This window comes from Stappia sp. MMSF_3263 (assembly GCF_030733745.1).
Classification (GTDB): Bacteria; Pseudomonadota; Alphaproteobacteria; order Rhizobiales; family Stappiaceae; genus Stappia.
The window spans coordinates 21,883-38,208 of sequence record NZ_JASHIK010000004.1 but is presented as its reverse complement, the minus strand read 5'-3'; the positions used below and the strand labels follow the sequence as shown (position 1 = coordinate 38,208).

Below are 16,326 nucleotides of genomic sequence, written 5' to 3'. Positions count from 1 at the left end.
AAATGTTATTTTTCTGTCACGGAGCGCCGTCATGAGCGAAGGTTTCGCCTCCTATCCGACCGTGAGTTTCTCGGAACTTGCGGAGAAGATAGATGCCGCCCTGCCAGGCCTGCCGACGCAGGAGGCGCGCCTGGCGCAGTTCATGCTGCTCAACATCGACAAACTAGCGCTGGAAACAGGCCGGACGCTCGCCGCCAAGGTCGGTGTCAGCGAAGTGACCGTCGGGCGGCTGCTGCGCCGGCTCGGCTGCGACGGCATGCGCGGGCTCAAGGCGATGATGCGCGAACAGTATTCGCTGTCGGCCGGTGCGCGGCCAATGGCGGGCGGCGAGGCTCCGGCCATGAACGACCGGCTGGAACGGGTTCTGGGCGCGGAAATCGACGCGTTGCACAGCATCTTCCAGCAGGCCGGCAGCAACGCGTTCCGCGAATTGGCCAAGCGCCTGGCGGAGGCGCAAGGCGTCTATGTCACCGGGTTCCAGTCGGTGCGCGGCATCGCCGAGGACTGCGCCCGCCGCCTGGCGATCGCCCGCCCGAACGTGCGCTATCTTTCAGCCCATGACAGCATGCTGGCGGAATGGCTACTACCGTCCGGGGAAGGCGGAGACCGCCCCGAGGACACCTGTCTCCTGCTGATCGATGTCGTCCCCTATGCAAGGGAATCTCAGGATCTGGCGCGGATTGCCCGGGACCAGGGCCGGCGCTGCGTGGTCGTCACCGACGAGTACTGCCACTGGGCAAAGGACGTCGCCGATGCGGTTCTGCACGCGCCGTCGCGCAGCGGGCTGTTCCTGGAATCGACCGTCGGCATCGTCTCCGCGCTCAATCTCGTCGTCGACGGCGTGGCCGGCCTGCAAGACGACGGCGGGCGACAGCGCATCGACCAGTGGAAACTCATGGCCCGGGACGTTCGCCTGTTCTAGGGTCAGGTTTGAAGCTGACGCCGGATCAGCCGCGCGGCGCGATGCGCCCGATCCATCCAAGCCCGTCGTCGGTCGTGGCGCGCGGCTTGTACTCAGCGCCGAAGCAGCCGCTATAGCCCGCATCGCGCAAGGCCGGCAGCAGCCAGCCATAATCGACCTCGCCATGGTCCGGCTCGGCCCGGTCGGGCACGGCGGCGAACTGGATATGGCCGATCAGGTCCATCATCCGGGCAGCCTGCCTGAGCAGGTCCCCGCGCATGATCTGCATGTGGTAGCAGTCATACATGATGCGGATGCCGTCACCGCCGCAGTCGGAAATGATCGCCGCCGCCGCCTCGCAATCGCTGAGGAAATAGCCGGGCACGTCGCGGCTGTTGATCGGTTCGAGCAAGAGCGTCACCCCGTATGGAGCGGCAAGATCGCGGAACCGGCGCAGGTTGGCAACGAACGTCCGGCGCGCCGCATCGCCTTCGGCAAGCCCGGCCATGACATGTATGTTGCCGGCATCGATGCGGCGGGCATAGCCGAGCGCCTGCTCGAAGGCGGCGAGCGCATCCGCCTCGCGGCCCGGCAGCGCGGCAAGACCGAACTCGCCTTTGTCAGGATCGCCGCGCGACATGTTGAGACCGAGCACGGGAAGGCCGGTCTCCTCGACCGCCGCGCGCAACTCCGGGGCAGGAACGGAATACGGCCAGTGCAGCTCGACGGCATCGAAGCCGGCGCGGGCGGCGGCGCGCACCGCATCCGGCAGCGGCAGCTCCGTCCAGAGGAACCCGAGATTGGCGGAGAGCAGCAATTGCGCGGATGGCGATGTTCTGGCGGTCATGTCGGTCAGTCCCATTCCACGTCGAAGTGATCGACAATACCGCGCACCTGCGCATCCGTGAGCATTTTCGGATTGAGCCCGCGCGTCAGCAATGCCAGGCGCGCCGTCTCCTCGAGCTCCTCCATCGCGTAGACGGCGGCCTCGAGATCCTTCGCCGCAACGACCGGGCCGTGATTGGCGAGCAGCACGGCGCTGCGCCGGCCGGCAAGTCCGCGGATCGCCTCGCCCATCGCCGCATCGCCGGGGCGGAAGAAGGGCAGCAGCTTGACCTTTCCCAGCCGCATGATCGAGTAAGGCGTCAGCGGCGGCAACACATTGTCCGGGTCGGTCTCCGGCAGCATGGAGAGCGCCACGGAATGGGTCGAATGGAGATGGACGACGGCGCCGGCCTTCGCCCCGCGCGTCTCGTAGAAAGCCGCGTGCAACGGCATTTCCTTGGTGGGCTTGTCCCCGCCCATATGCTGTCCGCTCGCATCGAAATGCGACAGCCGGGCGGGATCCAGCCGGCCAAGCGAGACCCCGGTCGGACTGACCAAAAGGCCGCCATCGGGAAGCCGCACCGAGACATTGCCCGAGGCACCGCCGGTCAGGCCGCGATCGAAGATCGAGCGTGACAGATCGCAGACGAGTTCGCGCAGGCGCGTTTCCTCGCTCATGCCGGCGACACTTCCTTGTCGGCGAGCGCCGCCATTGCGCGTTCGAAGAAATCGAAGGCGCCGAAATTGCCCGACTTGAGCGCCAGCGCCAGTTCGGCGCCCTCGACACGCAAGGCCGGAACGCCCGGGTCGATCTCCGGACCGATGCGCAAGGCCTCGCACCCGATGCCGCGAATGACCGCGCCGGAGGTCTCTCCGCCAGCGGAAACCAGACGCCGGATCCCGCCAGCCACGAGGGCACCGGTAAGCTCGGCGAAGAACTCCTCGATCGCCTCGGCCAGCACCATGCCGCCATAGACGCCCTGGGCGCGGCGGACTTCTTCAGGATCCGCCGTCGAATAGACCATCGGCGTATTTTCCGAAGCGGACAGCACGAAATCGACGATATCGGCGGCCACGACCCGCCCTTCCATCACGTCATCGGCGCGCAGTTCCAGCGAGGGGTGATTGCGGCGATGATGCTCGACCTGGGCACGGGTCGCGCGCGAACAGGAGCCGGACAGGATTGCGCCCGGACCATCGACCCCCTCGAACGCGGTTGCCCCCTCGCGCAGCAGGCCGGCACGGCGAAAATTGCCGGGAAGCCCCAGCGCGATGCCGGATCCGCCGGTGATCAGGGGAAGGTCGCTCGCAGCCGTTCCGATGGCGACGAGATCGCTGTCGGATATCGCGTCGACGACCAGGGGCGCGGCGCCCTTGCCGGCTTCCGCCGCCAATGCGGCGGAGATCGCCTCGGCACCGGCGGCAACCGTCGCATGCGCCACATGGCCGACCCGGCGCCGCGTCTGATGGCCGAGCCAGCGGCGGATGTCCGGATCGGTCATCGGCGTCAGCGGGTGATCTTCCATGCCGGATTCACTGAGCAGGCGATCCCCGACGAAAAGATGTCCCTGGTAAAGGGTCCGGCCGGTGGCCGGGAAGACGGGGCAGACAATTGCCAGATCCGTTTCCAACCGGTCCATCAACGCATCGATGACCGGACCGATATTGCCTTCCGGAGTGGAATCGAAGGTCGAGCAGTACTTGAAGAGGAACTGCCGGCATCCTTGCGCGCGCAGCCACTCGAACGCGGCCAGCGACTGGGCGACCGCCTCGTCCGCCGGCAGACTGCGGGTCTTCAGCGCGACAACGCCCGCCTCGACATCGGAAGCCGCCGGCCGTTGCGGCAGGCCGCAATATTGCGTGACGGTCATGCCGCCCTTGACCAGGGTGTTGGCAAGGTCCGACGAACCCGTCAGATCGTCGCCGATGCATCCAAGCAGCATGGTCAGCCTCCGCTTCCCTCATCGTTCTCCGGCACGCCTGGCAGCGCGAGCCTGCCTTCGCGCGCATAGATCTTGGCGACGGCAACATCTCCCTCGCGTCCCAGGCCCGCATCGCGCGCGGCGTTGAAGCGGGCCAGCGCGGCCTGCGCCATGGGCACGGACAGGACCCCCTTTTCCGCCGCCTCGGCGACGATGCCAAGATCCTTGACGAAAATCTCGACCGCCGAATGCGGACGGTAGTCTCCCGCCGCGATGAAGGGACCGCGGTTCTCAAACATCCAGGAGGTGCCGGCGCAGCGCGAGATAACATCGACCATGCGGGCGACCTCGATCCCCTGGCCGACGCCGAAGGTCAGGGCCTCGGCCGTCGCGGCAATATGCACGCCGGCGAGCAGCTGGTTGACGATCTTCATGGCCGAGCCGGGACCGGCGCGGTCGCCGAGCTCGAAGACCGTCTCGGCCATCGCATCGAGCGCGGGCCGGGCAGCGGCGAAGGCATCCGCCGTGCCGGAGGCCATGATCGACAGTCGGCCCGCCGCCGCCTTCGCCGCTCCGCCGGAAATCGGCGCATCGAGGTAGAGCAATCCCCGCTCGGCGAGGCGCGCCTCGAAATCAATCGCGTGCTCGGGCGCGAAAGTGGCGCAGGAAACCACGACCGCGCCTTCCGGGAGCTGCCCGGCAATACCTTCCGGACCGAACAGGACCTCTTCCGTCTGGGCGGCGTTGACCACGACAAGGATCGCGGCACTTGCGCTGGAAAGCGCTGCGCGGATCGCGGCCCCGTCGGTGGCGATGCGCCCGCCCTTTTCCGCGAAAGCCGCCATGCGGTCTGGATCGCGGTCGATGCCGCAGACGTCGAGACCCGCGCGCAGCAGGGACTCGCCCATGCCGAAGCCCATGGCACCGAGGCCGATCAGGGCAACCGGCGCGCCGGTCATGCCCGGGCCTCCGCCTGATCCTCAAGATAGGCGGTAATAATCGCCTCGATGGAGGCATCGCCGGCAAAGCCGAGATCGAGCGCGCGGCGCGTGTCGAAGGCCTTCGGCCAGGTGGAGATGATCGCCTCGATCGCCGGATCGGGCTGGTGGCGGATCAGGGCGACCGCCTCCTCGCCCGCCACCTTGCGCAGCGCCTCGATCTGCTCGCCGACGGTCACCGAGACGCCGGGCAGGGTGATGTTGCGACGGCCGCCCATGGCGGCGGTGTCGATATCGCCGGCATGGACGAGATAGCCCACCGCCGCGCGCGGGCTCGCCAGCCAGTGGCATACCTCGGTGCCGACCGGCAGCACCGCCTCCTTGCCCGCCAGCGGCTCGCGCAGGATGGAGGAGAAGAAGCTGGAGGCGGCGGCGTTCGGCTTGCCCGGGCGGATGACGATGGTCGGCAGGCGCAGGCCGATGCCGTCGAAGAAACCGCGGCGCGAGTAGTCGGCAAGCAGCAGTTCGCCGATGGCCTTCTGGGTGCCGTAGCTCGACAGGGGCGTGACCACATGGTCGTCGCCGATGACCTCGGGAAGCGGGGTGCCGAAAACGGCCAGAGAGGAGGTGAACACGACACGCGGGCAATAGCCGGAGCGCTGGTGCTCGGCCCGGATCGCCTCGAACAACAGCCGGGTACCGTCCAGATTGATCCGGTAACCCTTGTCGAAGTCCCGCTCGGCCTCGCCGGAGACGATCGCCGCCAGGTGATAGATGACGTCGGGGCGCGCGGCGACCAGCCGCTCGGCCTCGCCGGGCGCACCCAGGTCACCGGTCGAGATCTCGGCGGGGGCCCCGCCCTGCGGCGGGGCGGCCGGCACCACGTCGTACAGCGCGAGGCGGGAAAGCGGCGCGCCCTTGAGCCTGCCGCCCTTCGCCAGCGACCGCGCCAGGCCCTGGCCCAGCATGCCGGCTCCGCCAATGATCAGGCATGTCGTCATTCTCGAACTCCCGGGCACGCCGGCCCTGTCTGTCTTGCGATCGAGCCACGGCCGGATGTCGCAGGCGACGACGCAGCCGCGTCAACCCTTGCGGGCAGGTCGTCAGATGCAGCGCCCGCCGTCGACCTCAAGCAGCACGCCGGTGATGAACTCCGCCTCGTCGGAGGCCAGGAAACCGCAGGCCTTGGCAATGTCGAGCGGGCGCGACAGGCGTCCGAGCGGAATACCCGCAATGACCTTCGCCCGCGTCTCCGGCGTGTCGTCGCCGGGCAGGAACTGGTCGGTAAGACCGGTTTCGCCCATCACCGGGTTGATGCCGCAGACACGGATCCCGCGATCCGCCAGCTCCACCGCCATGGAGCGGGTGATGGCGATCGCCGCGCCTTTCGACCCGTTGTACCAGGTCAGGCCCGGACGCGGCCTGACACCGGCGGTCGAGGCGATGTTGATGATGACACCGCCGCCGGCCTTTTCCAGTGCCGGCACACCGTGGACGGCCGCGTGATAGAGGGATTTGACGTTGACCGCATAGACCTTGTCGAAGGTCGCCTCGTCGACGGTCAGCATCGACTGGTTCTTGTGGGTGGTGCCGGCATTGTTGACGAGGATGTCGAGCCTGCCGAAGGCGTCGAGCGCGGTCTGCACCATCGCCTTGGTGGACTCGCCGCTGGTGACGTCGGCCGTGCAGGCCACGGCGGCAGCGCCGATGTCGCCGGCAACCTTTTGCGCCGCATCGCCGCGAATGTCGGCAACAACGACCCTGGCCCCCTCCTCGGCGAAGTAGCGGGCGATGCCCTCGCCATAGCCCCCGCCCGCGCCCGTGACGATGGCGACCTTGTCCTTCAGTTTCATGTGTGTCTCCAGAACCGGAGCGGCGGGGCCGCTACCTGTAGAAAAGCTCGACCAGACCGAGCGAGATGAACGGCACATAGGTGACCAGAAGCACGCAGCCCATCACCACCAGGACCATCGGAACCAGAGCCGGGATGATCTTCTGGATGGATATCTTCGCCACCGCGCAGGCGGCGAAGAGATTGACCCCGACCGGCGGCGTGAACATGCCAAGCGCCAGGTTGACGACGATGATCAGGCCGAAATGCACCGGATCGACGCCATAGGCGATGGCGATCGGGGCGAGCAGCGGCGCCAGAACCAGAATCGCGGCCGATGTCTCGACGAACATGCCGACGATGAACAGGAAGACATTCACCGCGATCAGGAAGCTGTACTTGTCGGTGAAGACCTGCTGCACCCATTCCGCGATGATCGCCGGCAGGCCGGAACGGGTCACGAGGAACGAGAACAGCCCGGCGCCGGCGATGATGATCATGATCACCGTGCTGGAGACCGCCGAGGTGCGCAGCGAGGCGTAGATTTTCTCCAGCGTCAGCGAGCGGTAGACGAACACGCCGACAAACAGCGCGTAGACCACGGCGATGGACGAGGCCTCGGTGGGGGTGAAGACGCCGCCATAGATGCCGCCAAGCACGACAACCGGCATGAGCAGCGCCCAGAAGGAATGGACCAGCGCTTCGACAAACGGCTTGCGCTCATCGCCGTCCATGGTTCCGTAGCCCTTCACCCGGCACAGGATGAGCAGGTAGAGGAAGAGCGCCGCGGCAACCAGGATGCCCGGCCCGATGCCGGCGAGGAACAGCTGCCCGATGGAGGTCTCCGTCGCCACACCATAGAGGATCAGCGGGATCGAGGGCGGAATGAGCACGCCGAGCTCGGCCGAGGAGGCCTGGATCGCCGCCGCCGTGCCGACGGGATAGCCGTGGCGGACCATCGCCGGAATGAGGATGACGCCGATGGCGAATGTGGTCGCGACCGAGGAACCGGAGACCGAAGCAAAGATCATGCAGGTGACGACGCAGGTGCAGGCAAGCCCGCCCTGGATGCCGCCGACGAGCGACTTGGCGAGTTCCACCAGGCGCTCGGAGATGCCGGCCGCCGCCATCAGGTTGCCGGACAGGATGAAGAGCGGAACGGCAAGCAGGGGAAAGGAATCGATGCTCGCGAAAATGCGCTGCACGGCAAGCAACAGCGGGACGGTGGAAAACATGCTGATGCCGAAGGCACTGGCGAGCACCAGCGAAACGCCGATCGGGATCGCCGCCGCAAACAGGATCAGGAGCGAAAAGGCAAGGGCCGCGTTCATACCTGGCCCTCCACATCCTTGATCTCGCCGGGCCGGGCATTCGCCTCCTCGGCAAGACTGGCGAACAACCGCGCGATCACGCCGGGAACGGCGAAGGCCGCGCCCACGGGCAGGGCCGCGTAGACCCAGGCGATGCTGATCTCGAGGCCTGCAAGGTTCTGCCGCTGCACGCGCATGGCCATGGCGGTGCCGTACCAGACGAGCAGGGCGAGGAAGGCGAGCGAGGCAATGGCGATGACGACCAGAAGGACACGCCGCAGCGGTTTCGGCCCGACATCGATCAGGAAGTCGACGGCGATCATCGCGCCTTGCCGGAAGGCGGCCGCGAGCCCCATGAACACCATCCACATCATCACCGACCGGGCGGCGACCTCGGACCAGGCGCTGGGATGCCCGAAAACGAAACGGGTCACGACCTGGTAGAAGGTGAGGACGACGATCGCCGCCAGCGCGACAATGGACAATTCGAGAGCGACACGGGTGACCCGGCGCTCGAGGGCAAGGAACCACTGCATTGATCGAACTCCTGCCGGGGCGGCCGCACGCGGCCACCCCGGGGATGCCGTGAGGCGGCCTCGTTACTGGGCGGCCTGAATGCGCTTCAGCATCTCGTCGCCATACTTGGAGACAAACGTCTCGTAGGCCGGGCTGACCGCCTTCTGAAACGCGGCCTGGTCGACCTTCTCGATCACCTTCATGCCGTTCTCGCGCAGGAGCGCGACACCATTGGCCTCGTCCGCCTCGACCTTGGCGCGGGTGGCAGCGACGGCGGCGGTGGCGGCCTCACGGAACCAGCCCTTCTCCTCGTCGGAGAGACCATCCCAGAGGCTCGGCGCGGCAAGGATGATCGCCGGCGAGTAGACATGGCCGGTCAGCGTCAGGTTGTCCTGCACTTCCCAGAACTTCGACGCGGTGATGACCGGGATGGGGTTTTCCTGGCCGTCGATCACGTGCTGCTGGAGGGCCGCGAAGACCTCCGGGAACGCCATCGGCGTCGGCGAGGCGCCGGCCGCGCGGAAGGCTTCCATGTGCACCTGGTTTTCCATCGTGCGGATCTTCAGGCCCTCGAGATCGGCGGGCGTGTTGATCGGCCCCCTGGAGTTGGTGACATGGCGGAAGCCGTTCTCGGACCACGCAAGGGCGACGAGATTGTTCTCGCTGACCTTGGCGAGAAGCTCCTGGCCGATCTCGCCATCAAGGATCGAGCGGGCCGCGTCATAGTCCTTGAACAGGAACGGCAGGTCGAGAACCAGAGCCTCGGGGACGAAGTTGCCGAGCGGACCGGTCGAGGAAATGGTGAGCTCGACGGAGCCGATCTGCAGTCCCTCGATCACGTCACGCTCGCCGCCAAGCGCGCCGGCGGCCTGCTCGCGGATCTCGAACTTGCCATTGCTGAGCTCGGAGAGCGTCTTGGCGAAGGCCTGCACGCCCATGCTGTAGTGGGAGTTCTGCGCAGTGGAATGCGCGAAGTTCAAAACGGTCTGGGCCGAGGCGGCGCCACCGAGCGCGAACGAGGCGGCGACGGCCGAGACGGCTGCAAAACTGCGGAAACGAAACATAGCGATATCCTCCCTGGTGTCTCCTGCACCGGCCGCGGAGTGTGTATGCGAACGGCCATCCAGTCAATACGTTTTACAACTTCTACCTAACTGGTATGATGATTATAATATAATCCTCCCGATGACCGCTCGCCCGGACAGGCGCGGCGGCACCCCGGCGAACCGCAAGGCAGGTGGCGATATTGACCCAGCGAGAGCTTTCGCCAATAAAACGAGGCATGGACAAGATCGCGCCATCACCGCGGTCGACGGACTTCGCCTTCGCCGACCTCCAGCAGAGCAAGGCCGAGCGGCTCGCCGACCGGGTCTACGAGAACCTGTTTCATGCGATCGTGACGGGGATGATCACCGCCGGCACCAAGCTGCCGTCGGAAAACACGCTCGCGGGCGAGTTCGACGTATCACGCCCGGTGCTGCGCGAGGCGCTCGACAAACTGCGCGAGGACGGGCTGATCACCTCCGTGCGCGGGTCGGGAAACTTCGTCCAGAACGCCATGGGCGCCCAGGGAGCGGATGTCGCGGGAGACAGCGACCGCGAGGCGCTGCAACGCATCGGCGACCTGCTCAACGGCATCGAACTGCGGCTGCTGATCGAGCCGGAAGCCGCCTATCTCGCCGCCAGGCGGCGCGGGCCGGCCGATATCGAGCGCCTGCGCGGAGCTCTCGACCGGTTCTCCGAGGCGCTGCACAAGAACGCCATCATGCACTATCACGACTATGCGTTTCATGAGGCGGTGGCGATCGCCACCTGCAACCCGCGCATCGTCAGCACCCTGAAATCGCTGGAATACGACGTCACCCGCTCGGTGACCCTGATGCGCTTCCTGGTGAAGTTCCAGCCGCTCGTGCGGGCCGAGGCGGTGCAGGCGGAGCATGAAGAGATCTTCCGCCACATCGAGGCCGGCGCCGCCAACAAGGCAAAACGGGCGATGCGCAACCATATCGAGCATGCCCGCACGCGCATGCTGACCAGCCAGCCGGACTTCTGACACCCGGGCCTTGCCGCCCCCGGGGAAGACGGCCCTGACGGCCGCCCCCCAGGTCGTCCGGCACCGTCAGCCGTGCTTCAGCACAACCGTCTTGATGGTGGTGAAGCTGACCATGCCCTCGAAGGCCTTTTCGCGCCCGTAGCCAGAGCGCTTCATGCCGCCGAAGGGCAGTTCGATCCCCCCGCCCGCGCCGTAATTGTTGATGAAGACCTGACCGGCCTCGATCGCGTTCGCGCAGCGCATCTGCCGGCCGCCGTCCCGTGTCCAGACCGACGCCGTCAGTCCGTAAGGCGTTGCATTGGCAAGACGGACCGCCTCGGCCTCGTCCTCGAACGGGAAAGCGGCAAGGACGGGACCGAAGATCTCGTCCTGCGCCAGCCTGCTCTCCGGCGCGGCGCCGTCGAGCAGCATTGGCGGGTAGTAGAAACCGCCTTCGGGGGCGGCCGCATCCATCCGGGCGCGCGCCACCACCTTCGCACCATCGGCAAGAGCCGCATCGACCAGCTCGGTGACCCGGCGCAGCTGGCGGGCGCTGACGATGGGACCGCAGTCCGGATCGTCGATGCCCGGGCCGACCTTCAGCGCGGCGAAGCGTTCGGCAAGGCGTTTCATCACCTCGCCATAGATCGATCGCTCGATCAGGACGCGGCTGCCAGCAGCACAGGTCTGGCCGGCATTCTGGACGATGGCATTGACGACGACCGGCAGCGCCTCGTCCAGATCGGCATCGGCAAAGAGGATCTGCGGCGATTTTCCGCCGAGCTCCAGCGTCACGGGAACATGGTTGCCGGCGGCCGCCTGCGCCACGGCCGTGCCGGTCTGCGGCGAGCCGGTGAAGGAGATGTGGTTGATGCCCGTGTGCCCGGCGAGCGCGGCGCCCGCCTCCATGCCGAAGCCGCAGACGACGTTGAGCGCACCGGCGGGAAGGCCTGCCTCAAGCGCCAGTTCGGCCATCCGCAGCGGTGTCAGGCAGGCATCCTCCGCCGGCTTGACCACGCAGGCATTCCCGGCCGCCAGTGCGCCGCCGACCGAGCGGCCGAAGATCTGAGCTGGGTAGTTCCACGGGATGATGTGGCCGGTGACACCATGGGGCACCCGCAGCGCCATCACCGTCATGCCCTTGGTGTAAGGGATCGTCTCGCCGTGATGCTTGTCGGCGGCGGAGCCGTAATATTCGAAATAGCGGGCCGTGGCGGCGATGTCGTTGCGCGCCTGGGTCATCGGCTTGCCGGTGTCGAGGCACTCAAGTTCGGCAAGTTCGGCCGCATGTTCGAGGATCAGGGCCGACAGGCGCATCAGGATGCGGCCGCGCTCCAGCGCCGACATGGCGCCCCAGGCCCCCTCGAAGGCCGCACGCGCGGCGGCGACAGCCCTGTCGACATCGGCCGCGCGGCCGCGCGGCAGACGGGCGAAGACGCGACCGGTGGAAGGATCGAGAACATCGATCCCCTCCGTCGTGGCGCGATCGGTGACCTGGCCGTCGATCACATGACCGAAGGCGGTGACGGAAGTCCTGTCAAGCATGGCGGATACTCTCGTATGGGGAGCCTGGGGCGATGCCGACAGGCACCGCCATATGGCGAGAGAATGTGCGACGCGCCTGAATGAGTCAATTCTGTTTACAAGTTTTGCGCGCCGCGTATCAGTCCCTGTGCCGATAGAGCGTGTCGGTCCGGTCCAGATGGTCCTCCATCGCGGCCGCCGCCCCCAAGCCATCGCCCGTCGCAAGCCGGTCGACGATGGTGGCGTGTTCGGCCAGCGTCTTGTGCTCGGCGCCCGACCACAGCAGCATCTCCGCGTGATAGTTGAACAGCCAGTTCAGCATCGCGCCGCTGATGGCGGCAAAGATCGGATTTCCCGAAAGCGCGGCGATGCGCCGATGGAAGGCGATGTCGGCGGCGATGAACGCGTCGGCGTCGCCCAGGCTTTCGCGCTGACGGTCGACCAGAGCGCGCAGTTCCGCGATGTCGCCGGACGTCGCATTGGCGGCGGCGAGCCGCACCATGCCCGTCTCGAAGAACCGCCGCGCCTGTTTCAGGTGCTCCAGGTTGTCTGGCGAGGCGGAAAGCAGCAACTGGGCAACGCCGTCAATCTGGCGGATCACCGTATCGGCCGTGAGCGCGCTGACGCGGGCCCGCTCGCCATGGGAAATGCTGATCAAGCCCATCGTGTCGAGAGACTGCAGCGCCTCGCGCACCGCCGGGCGGCCAACGCCGAAACGATCCATCAGGTCCCGTTCGGAAGGCATCAGTTCGCCAGGTGCGATCTCGCGGCGCGTGATCATGTCGAGCAACCGCTCCAGGACCTGCTCCGAGAGCTTGCGCCGGACGATCCTGTCTCCCTCGCCGTCGATTGTGTTCAGCTTGCGCATGGCGCCTTCCTTTGCCCGGATCCCGCACCACCTATAGCAACGGCATCAAGCCCCTGCCATATCCACGCGGCATGCGGAACCCGGCGCCTCAGGTGATGGCCCGGATGCTTTCGGCGATCTCCTGCGGCTCGAACACGCCGAGCCAGTCGTCGCGCATCAAACGGGGTTTGCCGTTGACGATCGCCTTGTTGCAGGCATCCGAGAAGGCCCCGTCGATCTCGCCCATCACCACCGCGCCCAGAATGTTGAGATGGCCGAGCAGGAAATCCCGGGCGGCGACCGGATCGACGCCGCGGCGCACGACCTCGTCCATCGCGTCCTTCATGACGACGAGCAGGGTCGCGCAGACCGTTTCCGACAGGCCGGGCTCAAGCAGGGCCATCTGCTCGACCGTGACGCGGTGCGAGCGCAGGATCGGTCCGTAGATCGTGCGGGCAATCGCCTCGCCGATCCCGAAATGCTCTTCCGGCCCCTGCATCAGGGCGCTGACGATGGACTGCCGCGCCGCGACGCCGCCGAAATGGTCGCGGCGGCCGGCAAGCTCGGTCTCGTCGTTGAAGATCGGCGGGTGGCAGGGATGGGAAACGAAATAGGTGACATCCGCGCGCTCGGGGAAATGACCGGCAAAGGGCGCGGCCGCGTCGAGCGCCATGACGATGGTGCCGGGAGCAAGCTTCGGCACCACCGAGGCCGCGACCACCTGGATCGCCGTGTCGGGCACGGCAAGGATCACGGCGCCCGCGCCGGCAAGCGCCTCGTCGGTCTCCACACACTCCACCCCGAGCGCCGCGTGCAGGCGCGCGCGGCCGACCTCGCCAATCTCCACATGCGCAACCTCGTAGGGGGACCCCTTCAGGTTGGTGGCAAGGCGGACGCCCATTTTCCCACCGGCTCCAAGCAGTGCAATCTTCATTGTCGCTCTCCTGTTCGGGGCGATCAAACCGGTCCACCGTCATGTTGTCAACTGGTATGATGAGATGATAACACTATCCGCACTGGAAGCATCCGCCGCCGCGCGCAAGGATGCGCCTGCGGATGACCGACACCCGCCTGCAAAGCGAGACCCCGATGGAACGCCTTTACGCCCGCTACGATGTCGAAAGTCCCGTGCCGCTTGCCCAGGTGGCCGAGACAATCGCCGGCGAGCAGTCCTGCGGGACGTTCATGCGTCTTCCCGGAGAGACCGATACCTTGCGCGAACGCGCCGGCGCACGGGTCGAGGAGATCGTGGAGACCGGCAGTTCGCCGGCGCCTTCCCTACCCTGCCGCATCCCCGGCTCCGTCTTCCGGCGCGGCGAGCTGCTGCTGTCCTGGCCGGTCGACAATTTCGGAACCTCGCTGACCAACGCGCTCGCCACCGTTGCCGGAAACCTCTTCGAACTGGCGGAGGTTTCCGCCCTCCGGCTGCTGGACGTGACCTTTCCCGAAAGCTTCGCCCGCGCCTATGCCGGCCCGGCCTTCGGCGTCGCGGGCACACGGCGCCTCGCCGGCGTCCATGACCGGCCGATGATCGGCACCATCATCAAGCCGAGCGTCGGACTGTCGCCGAACGAGACGGCCGCGGTCGTCGACGAACTGGTGGCAGACGGCATCGACTTCATCAAGGATGACGAGTTGCAGGCCGACGGACCCAACTGCCCGTTCGAGGCCAGGGTCGATGCGGTGATGCGCGTGGTCAACGGCCATGCCCAGCGCACCGGACGCAAGGCCATGGTCGCCTTCAACATCACCGGCGAGATCGACGAGATGAAACGCCGCGCCGATCATGTCGTCGCCGCGGGCGGTACATGCGTCATGGTGAGCCTGCATTCGGTCGGCCTTGCGGGACTGGGCGCGATCCGGCGGCACGCCAGCCTGCCGCTGCATTGCCATCGCAATGGCTGGGGACTGTTCTCCCGCTCCCCCGACATCGGCATCTCCTATGAGGCCTGGCAGAAGTTCTGGCGCATTGCGGGCGCCGACCACCTGCATGTGAACGGGCTGGCCAACAAGTTCTCCGAAAGCGATGCCTCGGTCATGGCCTCGGCCCGTTCCGTGGGCGCGCCACTGTTCGGACCGCAGGCCCCGTTTTCCTGCCTCCCCGTCTTTTCCTCCGGCCAGACGGCCGCGCAGGTGGAGCCGACCTACCGGACCCTCGGGACCCCCGATTTTCTCTATTGCGCCGGCGGCGGCATCATGGGCCATCCGCTCGGCGTTGCGGGCGGCGTCGCCAGCCTGCGACAGGCGGCCGAGGCCGCCATGGCCGGCATCGCCATCGACGAGCATGCCAGGAGCCATCCGGAACTCGCCGCGGCGCTCGCCCTTTTCAAGGACAAGCGCTGATGCCGGCCGCACCGCTCCTCTCCTACTATGGCGACGATTTCACCGGCTCGACGGACGTCATGGAAGCCCTGTCCTCGCACGGCATCGAGACGGTTCTTTTCACCCGCCTGCCCGACGCGGAACTGCTGGCGCGCTTCGCCCACTGCCGGGCCGTCGGCCTTGCCGGCACCAGCCGCAGCCGCTCGCCGGACTGGATGGACAGAGAACTGCCCGCCGCATTCGCCTGGCTGAAGTCGCTCGGCGCCCGCGTTTGCCACTACAAGGTCTGCTCAACCTTCGACAGCGCGCCGCAACGCGGATCCATCGGCCGGGCGATCGAGATCGGACTGCGGACGTTCGCACAAGCGCAGGTTCCCCTCGTCGTCGGCGCCCCCCAGCTGCGCCGCTACACATTCCTCGGCCAGCTTTTCGCCGGCTACCGCGACGAGGTCCATCGCATCGACCGCCATCCGGTCATGTCATGCCATCCAGCAACGCCGATGCTGGAAGCCGACCTGCTGGTTCACCTCGCCGCGCAGACGGGTTTGTCCTCGCGTCTCGACAGCCCGGTCGGCCCGGTCCTTTCGCCGAAGGAAGGCGAGGAAGCGCACATCGTGCTGATCGATGTCCACGACGAGGCCAGCCAGCGCCGCGCGGGCGCCGCGCTGACACGCCGGCAACCGGAAAGCGGCCCACTGGTTTTCGGCTCTTCGGGTGTTGAATACGCGCTTGTCGAGGCATGGCGCGCAGAGGGACTGGATGTCGGCCGGCGGACCTTCGATCCGCTCACCCCGTGCGGGCGCATGGCCGTCGTCTCGGGGAGTTGCTCTCCCACCACCGCAAGGCAGATCGAGACCGCCTGCGCCAACGGGTTTCGCAGCATCCCCGTCGATCATGCCGCGCTGGTCACGGGTCAGGGTCGCGAAGCCGCCTGCGACACGGCTGTAGAGGAGGCATCGCATGTGCTTGAGGCCGGACTGAGCCCCATCATCCATACCGCGCTCGGCCCGCCCGAGCGGATGCCCGGCGAAGGAGACCCGGGCGGGACCGGCAATGACGACGCGGCGGGGCATGCGCTCGGCGCAATGCTCGGGGAACTGATGTCGCGCCACCGGCTCGGGCGCATCGCGATCGCCGGCGGAGACACGTCGAGCCACGCGCTCGCCGCGCTCGACATCCAGGCCCTGACACTGCGCCACCCGATCCCGGACAGCCCCGGCTCACCGGTCTGCCTTGGTCATGGCACGGCGCCGGACGCCGCACCTGTCGAGCTCATCCTGAAAGGCGGGCAGATCGGCAAGGACGACTATTTTCCGCGCCTGCGAGACGGCAGGCTGACGGGCGACTGAACCGCCTTG

General features: G+C 67.0%; 16 protein-coding genes. 4 read left to right on the top strand and 12 right to left on the bottom strand.

Features of this window, described 5'->3' with window-relative positions; genetic code table 11:
• Nucleotides 1-31: 31 nt before the first annotated feature.
• Nucleotides 32-922 carry a MurR/RpiR family transcriptional regulator gene (locus RBB46_RS06100; RefSeq protein ID WP_306028013.1) on the top strand — a complete coding sequence of 297 codons (891 nt, stop codon included), beginning with the start codon at nucleotides 32-34 and terminating at the stop codon, nucleotides 920-922.
• 25 nt (nucleotides 923-947) lie between these two features.
• Here RBB46_RS06100 and RBB46_RS06095 read toward each other — a convergent pair whose 3' ends face one another.
• The 9 genes from RBB46_RS06095 to RBB46_RS06055 form a co-directional block, all read right to left on the bottom strand.
• Nucleotides 948-1,748 carry a hydroxypyruvate isomerase family protein gene (locus RBB46_RS06095; protein ID WP_306028012.1) on the bottom strand — a complete coding sequence of 267 codons (801 nt, stop codon included), beginning with the start codon at nucleotides 1,746-1,748 and terminating at the stop codon, nucleotides 948-950.
• Between the two features lie 5 nt (nucleotides 1,749-1,753).
• A complete protein-coding gene (locus tag RBB46_RS06090) occupies nucleotides 1,754-2,404 on the bottom strand; it encodes an aldolase (RefSeq protein ID WP_306028011.1) in 651 nt (216 codons plus the stop codon).
• Entirely contained in the window at nucleotides 2,401-3,669 is a 1,269-nt protein-coding gene (gene otnK / locus RBB46_RS06085) for a 3-oxo-tetronate kinase (protein WP_306028010.1), read from the bottom strand. Before otnK ends, RBB46_RS06090 begins: the two co-directional genes overlap by 4 nt.
• A gap of 2 nt (nucleotides 3,670-3,671) precedes the next feature.
• The gene (gene ltnD, locus RBB46_RS06080; RefSeq protein WP_306028009.1) at nucleotides 3,672-4,607 is read right to left on the bottom strand and encodes an L-threonate dehydrogenase; all 936 of its coding nucleotides are present in this window, start codon (nucleotides 4,605-4,607) and stop codon (nucleotides 3,672-3,674) included.
• Nucleotides 4,604-5,587, bottom strand: coding sequence for a D-erythronate dehydrogenase (denD, locus tag RBB46_RS06075; RefSeq protein WP_306028008.1), 984 nt, complete (start codon nucleotides 5,585-5,587; stop codon nucleotides 4,604-4,606). The genes ltnD and denD overlap by 4 nt, the downstream gene beginning before the upstream one ends.
• Before the next feature lie 102 nt (nucleotides 5,588-5,689).
• Complete coding sequence (locus tag RBB46_RS06070) at nucleotides 5,690-6,439, bottom strand: glucose 1-dehydrogenase (protein WP_306028007.1); 750 nt, start codon at nucleotides 6,437-6,439, stop codon at nucleotides 5,690-5,692.
• A 31-nt stretch (nucleotides 6,440-6,470) separates the two neighbouring features.
• On the bottom strand, nucleotides 6,471-7,748 hold the full coding sequence (locus RBB46_RS06065) for a TRAP transporter large permease (RefSeq protein ID WP_306028006.1): 1,278 nt from the start codon (nucleotides 7,746-7,748) through the stop codon (nucleotides 6,471-6,473).
• The gene (locus tag RBB46_RS06060; protein ID WP_306028005.1) at nucleotides 7,745-8,263 is read right to left on the bottom strand and encodes a TRAP transporter small permease; all 519 of its coding nucleotides are present in this window, start codon (nucleotides 8,261-8,263) and stop codon (nucleotides 7,745-7,747) included. The genes RBB46_RS06065 and RBB46_RS06060 overlap by 4 nt, the downstream gene beginning before the upstream one ends.
• Nucleotides 8,264-8,326: 63 nt before the next feature.
• Nucleotides 8,327-9,307, bottom strand: a complete 981-nt coding sequence (locus RBB46_RS06055; RefSeq protein WP_306028004.1) for a TRAP transporter substrate-binding protein — start codon at nucleotides 9,305-9,307, stop codon at nucleotides 8,327-8,329.
• A gap of 218 nt (nucleotides 9,308-9,525) precedes the next feature.
• Here RBB46_RS06055 and RBB46_RS06050 point away from each other — a divergent pair, with 218 nt between their 5' ends.
• The gene (locus RBB46_RS06050) at nucleotides 9,526-10,296 is read left to right on the top strand and encodes a FadR/GntR family transcriptional regulator (protein ID WP_306028003.1); all 771 of its coding nucleotides are present in this window, start codon (nucleotides 9,526-9,528) and stop codon (nucleotides 10,294-10,296) included.
• Between the two features lie 66 nt (nucleotides 10,297-10,362).
• On the opposite strand, the gene RBB46_RS06045 is transcribed toward RBB46_RS06050, so the two are convergent.
• The 3 genes from RBB46_RS06045 to RBB46_RS06035 form a co-directional block, all read right to left on the bottom strand.
• The gene (locus tag RBB46_RS06045) at nucleotides 10,363-11,820 is read right to left on the bottom strand and encodes an aldehyde dehydrogenase family protein (RefSeq protein ID WP_306028002.1); all 1,458 of its coding nucleotides are present in this window, start codon (nucleotides 11,818-11,820) and stop codon (nucleotides 10,363-10,365) included.
• 118 nt (nucleotides 11,821-11,938) lie between these two features.
• Nucleotides 11,939-12,667, bottom strand: coding sequence for a transcriptional regulator NanR (locus RBB46_RS06040; protein ID WP_306028001.1), 729 nt, complete (start codon nucleotides 12,665-12,667; stop codon nucleotides 11,939-11,941).
• A gap of 88 nt (nucleotides 12,668-12,755) precedes the next feature.
• On the bottom strand, nucleotides 12,756-13,580 hold the full coding sequence (locus tag RBB46_RS06035; protein ID WP_306028000.1) for a phosphogluconate dehydrogenase C-terminal domain-containing protein: 825 nt from the start codon (nucleotides 13,578-13,580) through the stop codon (nucleotides 12,756-12,758).
• Between the two features lie 155 nt (nucleotides 13,581-13,735).
• On the opposite strand from RBB46_RS06035, the gene RBB46_RS06030 reads away from it, so the two are divergent.
• Both RBB46_RS06030 and RBB46_RS06025 read left to right on the top strand, forming a co-directional pair.
• Nucleotides 13,736-14,989, top strand: coding sequence for a ribulose-bisphosphate carboxylase large subunit family protein (locus tag RBB46_RS06030; protein ID WP_306028221.1), 1,254 nt, complete (start codon nucleotides 13,736-13,738; stop codon nucleotides 14,987-14,989).
• Complete coding sequence (locus RBB46_RS06025) at nucleotides 14,989-16,317, top strand: four-carbon acid sugar kinase family protein (RefSeq protein WP_306027999.1); 1,329 nt, start codon at nucleotides 14,989-14,991, stop codon at nucleotides 16,315-16,317. Before RBB46_RS06030 ends, RBB46_RS06025 begins: the two co-directional genes overlap by 1 nt.
• Nucleotides 16,318-16,326: the final 9 nt, after the last annotated feature.